Annotated in this window: 4 protein-coding genes; all 4 read left to right on the top strand. The window is 69.8% G+C overall.

Annotated elements, in window-relative coordinates:
- Positions 1-160 precede the first annotated feature (160 nt).
- Positions 161-1,462 carry an ABC transporter permease gene (locus tag D183_RS0118475; RefSeq protein ID WP_017910307.1) on the top strand — a complete coding sequence of 434 codons (1,302 nt, stop codon included), beginning with the start codon at positions 161-163 and terminating at the stop codon, positions 1,460-1,462.
- Between the two features lie 37 nt (positions 1,463-1,499).
- Positions 1,500-2,720 (top strand): ABC transporter permease, encoded by a 1,221-nt coding sequence (locus D183_RS0118470; RefSeq protein ID WP_017910306.1) that lies wholly within the window; start codon positions 1,500-1,502, stop codon positions 2,718-2,720.
- Positions 2,721-2,756: 36 nt separating this feature from the next.
- Entirely contained in the window at positions 2,757-4,088 is a 1,332-nt protein-coding gene (locus tag D183_RS0118465) for an ABC transporter permease (protein ID WP_026144631.1), read from the top strand.
- A partial coding sequence (locus D183_RS0118460; protein ID WP_017910304.1) for an ABC transporter permease occupies positions 4,085-5,264 on the top strand: 1,180 nt, incomplete at its 3' end. The genes D183_RS0118465 and D183_RS0118460, both read left to right, overlap by 4 nt.

Raw genomic sequence — 5,264 nt, 5'->3', positions numbered from 1 at the left:
CCTCCCTGCCGCTCGGCGCGGCGACGCTGTGGCTGCTCGGCCAGTGCGCGGTGCTCGCGCCGGCGCGGCGCGCGGCGGCGGTGCCGCCGGCCGTGGCCACCCGCAGCCTCTGATCCCGTCCTTCCATCGCCCGCCACCGCCCCTTCTCCAGGACGCCACGATGTTCGGCTACTACTGCAAACTGGCGCTGCACAGCTTCGGTCGCAACCGCCTGCTGACCGCCCTGATGGTGCTGGCGATCGCGGTCGGCATTGGCGCATCGATGACCACGCTGACCGTGTTCCACGTGCTGGCGGCCGATCCCATTCCCGGCAAGAGCGGGCAGCTGTTCAACGTCGAACTCAACGTCGAACCGGACGACCGTTACGATCCGAACGACACCGACCCGCAGCAACTGACCCGCCGCGATGCCGAGGCGCTGCTGCGCGACCGGCGCGGCGACCGCCAGGCGATGATGTCGGCGGGCAGCGTGACGGTGGTGCCGGCGCAGCCGCAGCTGACCCCGTTCGGCGCCGAAGCGCGCTACACCAGCGCCGACTTCTTCCCGATGTTCGCCGTGCCGATGCGCTACGGCCACGCCTGGACCGCGGACGACGATGCCCGGCGCGCGCGTGTGGCGGTGATTTCGCGGCGGCTCAATACCCAGCTGTTCGGCGACGTGGACAGTGTCGGCCGCCAGCTCCAGCTCGGCGATGCCGTGCTGCGGGTGGTCGGGGTGATCGACGTCTGGGACATGAACCCGCGCTTCTACGACCTGACCAACACCGAATATGGCGACAGCGAGGACGTGTTCGTGCCGTTCTCCACCGCGCGCGACCTGGACCTGGACGTCAGCGGCTCGATGTCCTGCTGGGGCGACCATGCCGGCAACAGGACCAGCGCGAACGCCCCCTGCGCCTGGATCCAGTACTGGGTGGAACTGGACAGCCCCGGCAAGCGCGCCGCCTACCTGGACGCGCTGCAGGCCTATGCGCGGCAGCAGCGCGACGCGGGACGCTTCCGCCATCCGCCGGACATCCGCCTCAGCGACGTGATGACCTGGCTGGACCGCAACCACGCCGTGCCCTCCGACGTGCGTCTGCAGGTGGGGCTGGCACTGGCGTTCCTGGGCATCTGCCTGCTCAACACCGCCGGGCTGATGCTGGCCAAGTTCCTGCGCCACAGCGGCGAGATCGGCGTGCGCCGCGCGCTCGGCGCCTCGCAGTGGACGATCTTCGCCCAGCATCTGATCGAAGCGGCGGCGATCGGCCTGGCCGGTGGCGCCGGCGGCCTGCTGCTGGCCTGGATCGGCACCTGGCTGGTACGGCAGCAGCCGGCCGACTACGCCGCGCTGGCGCACCTGGACAGCCGCATGTTGCTGCTCGCCCTGGCGATGAGCCTGGGCAGCGCGTTGCTCGCCGGCCTGCTGCCGGCCTGGCAGGCGATGCGCGTGTCCACCGCCCTGCAACTCAAGTCGCAATGACGCGCCGCGCGCGCCCTCTCCGCCAGGAACTCCCACCGTGTCCCTCCATCCCATCCTCTCCAGTCTGCGCAAGCACCGCGTCGCCGCCGGCCTGATCGTGCTGGAGATCGCCTTCAGTTGCGCCGTCGTCTGCAACGCGCTGTTCCTGATCGATCAGCGGCTCGAGCGCATGCAGCGGCCCAGCGGTGCTGCCGAGCAGGAACTGGTGCAACTGCGCAGCCGCAGCGTGGTCAGCGACGGCAACGGCGCCGCGCAGACCCGCGCCGACCTGGACGCGCTGCGACGCATTCCGGGTGTGCGCGAGGCCAGCATCATCAACCAGCCGCTGTTCGGCGATTCGCTCGGCTACAGCGGCGTGTCCCTGCGCCCGGACCAGGAACGCAGCACCTTGCACGCGGTGCAGTACTTCGGCGACGCGCGGCTGCTCGATACCCTGGGGCTGCATCTGGTCGCAGGGCGCCGCTTCGCGGACGACGAGTTCATCGACGACGCGCAACTGCGCGATCCGGTGGCCAAGCGCATCCCGCCCTCGGTCATCCTCAGCCAGTCGCTGGCGCAACGCCTGTTCCCCGGCCAGAACGCGGTGGGCCGCACCATCTACGTCTACGGCGAACACCGCATCGTCGGCATGGTGCAACGCCTGGTGCAACCCCGCGAAGGAGGGAACGTCGGCCACTACGAGGACACGATGCTGTTCCCGGTGAACGTCGCCTACGATCGCGGCACCTACCTGCTGCGCGTGCGCGATCCGGCACAGCGCGAGGCGGTGTTGCGACAAGCCAAGGCGACGCTGGCGCAACACGGTCCACGGCGCATGGTGAACGGCGCCATGACCTTGCAGCAGGCACGCGCGGCCTATTACCGCGACGACCAGGCGATGGCCTGGCTGCTGGTCGGCGTGAGCGTGGCGCTGCTGCTGGTCACCGCACTGGGCATCGTCGGCCTGACCAGTTTCTGGGTGCAGCAGCGCACCAAGCAGATCGGCATCCGCCGCGCGCTCGGTGCCACCTGCACGCAGATCCTGCGGCATTTCCAGCTGGAGAACTTCCTGCTCGCCAGCACCGGCATCGTGCTCGGCATGCTGCTGGCCTACGCCGCCAATCTGTACCTGATGAGCGCCTACGAACTGCCGCGGCTACCGCTGTGGTACCTGCCGGTCGGCGCGGTGGTGCTGTGGCTGCTCGGCCAGCTCGCAGTGCTGCCGCCCGCACGCCGCGCCGCGGCGGTGCCGCCGGCGGTGGCCACCCGCAGTGTCTGAGCGAACGCGGCCACCGTCCAAACGAGGAGAGCCAGGATGCTGAACCATTATCTTTTGCTGGCCTGGCGCAGCCTGCGACGCACGCCGATCGCCACCGCGCTGATGGTGCTGGCGATCGGCCTGGGCATCGGCGCGAGCATGACCATGCTGACGGTGCTGCACGTGATGTCGCGCGACCCGCTGCCGGACAGGAGCGGTGCGCTCTACACACCGCATCTGGATCCGTTGCCGAGCAGCTACCCGGACAACCAGGAGTGGGGCGATCCGGCCGACAACCTTACCTGGCCCGACGCCATGGCGCTGCTGCGCGCCGCACCCGCGACGCCGCAGGCGGCGATGGCCGGCGGGCAGGTCTTGCTGTGGCCGCCGCGCGCGACGCAAGCGCCGCTCGACCTGAGCGGCCGCTACACCAGCGCCGGGTTCTTCGCCGTGTTCGGCATCCCATTGCAGCGCGGGCACGACTGGAGCACGGCGGACGACCAGCGCCACGCCCGCGTCATCGTGCTGAGCCGCACCCTGGCCGACACCCTGTTCGGCGCGCGCGATCCGGTCGGCCAGCGGGTGGCGCTCGGGGAAAAGCGCATCGGCTTCGAGGTGATCGGCGTGACCGGCGATTGGGATCCGCAACCGCTGTTCTACGCCGACCCTGGCAGCAAGGGCAGTTTCGGCCAGCGCGACGATTTCTTCCTGCCGCTGTCGACCGCGATGGAACTGGCGCTGGACGTCAACGGCAACATCAGCAGTTGGAACAGCTTCAACGGCGACGACGCGGCGCGACGCAAGGATCCCTCGACCAGCTGGCTGCAGTTCTGGGTGCGCCTGGACACGCCGCAACAGGTCGCCGCCTACCAGCGCCTGCTCTACGACTACGCCGCGACACAGCACGCCAGCGGCCGCTTCCAGCGGCCGCCGGAGCGGGCGCGCCTGTATGCGTTGATGGACTGGCTGCACCATTTGCGGATGGTGCCCGACGATGTGCGCCTGCAGACGCTGCTGGCGCTGGGCTTCCTGTGGATCTGCCTGGTCAACGTGATCGCCTTGCTGCTGGCGAAATTCCTGCGTCGCGGTGGCGAGATCGGCGTGCGACGCGCGCTCGGTGCCCGCCGCGGCCACGTGTTCCTGCAGTTCGGCAGCGAGGCCGCGCTGATCGGATTGCTCGGTGGCGCCGTTGGCATCGCGATCGCCGAACTGGGTCTGTGGAGCGTGCGCCAGCGCCCGGACGACTACGCCAGGCTGGCGCGGATGGACCTGCAGATGCTGCTCGCCACCGTGGCACTGGCGGTGATCGCCGCCCTGCTGGCGGGCCTGCTGCCCGCCTGGCGGGCCAGCCGGATCAACCCCGCCCTGCAGATCAAGGACCTGACATGAATCTGCCGATCCGCCCCATCCTCTCCAGCCTGCAGCATCACCGCCTGACCGCCGCGCTACTGGCCCTGCAGGTCGCACTGACCTGCGCCTTCGTGGCCAACGCCGTGTTCCTGATCGGTGGGCGCATCGAACGTCTGCGGGTCTCCAGCGGCTTGCCCGAGGAAGAATTGACGCTGATCTCGGTGCGCGGCGTCCAGAGCGATGGCAATGCGCTGGCCCAGCAACAATCCGATCTGCGGGCGTTGCGCAGCATTCCCGGTGTCACCGCGGCCGCCGCGATCGGCTTCAGCCTGCCACTGTCCGGCGGCGCCAACGACTATGGCGGTTGCCCCGACCGGCAGACGCTGGACCGCGCGATGGCGCGGCAGTCGATGGACGATACAGGGTGCATCCAGGCCACGTACTACAGCGGCTCGCCCGGTTTCGTGCAGGCCATGGGCGCGCACCTGATCGCCGGCCGCGACTTCCATGCCGACGAATATTCCACCGCCACACCGAGCGCCGTGATCGTCACCCGCGCGCTGGCGCGGCAACTGTGGCCAGGTCAACCTGCGGTCGGCAAAACGCTGTATGGCGGAGCCCAGGGCGCCGTCGTCGTCGGCGTCGTCGACGACCTGCTGCGCACGACGCTGCGCGGCGCAGCGGTCGACCATCTGGCCGCGCTGTCGCCGCAGCTGCCCGCGGGCAACCAGGTGCAATACCTGTTGCGCAGCGCACCGCAGGACCGCGAACGGATCCTGGCCGCGGCAGCCGACGCGCTGGCACAGGCAGGACCGCTGCGGCTGATTCCGGCCGAAGGGCGCCGCAGCTACGCCCAGCTGCGGCAGCGCTATTTCCAGCGCGATGCCACCATGATCGGGTTGCTGCTCGCGGCGACCACGGGCCTGTTGTTCGTGACCGCCCTGGGCATCGGCGGGCTGGCCAGTTTCTGGGTGCAGCAACGCACGCGCCAGATCGGCATCCGCCGCGCCATCGGCGCGACCCGTCGCGACATCCTGCGCCATTTCCAGACCGAAAACCTGCTGATCGTGAGCGCCGGCAGCGTCGCGGGCATGGTGCTGGCGTTGCTGCTCAATCAAGCGCTGTTGCAGCGCTACGACCTGCCGCGCCTGCCACTGGGCTACCTGCCGACCGTCGCTGCGGCGCTCCTGCTGCTCGGCCAGCTGGCGATCCTGG

Source organism: Xanthomonas sp. SHU 199 (assembly GCF_000364665.1).
GTDB lineage: Bacteria > Pseudomonadota > Gammaproteobacteria > Xanthomonadales > Xanthomonadaceae > Xanthomonas_A > Xanthomonas_A sontii.
This window is presented reverse-complemented; position numbering and strand designations above follow the sequence as displayed.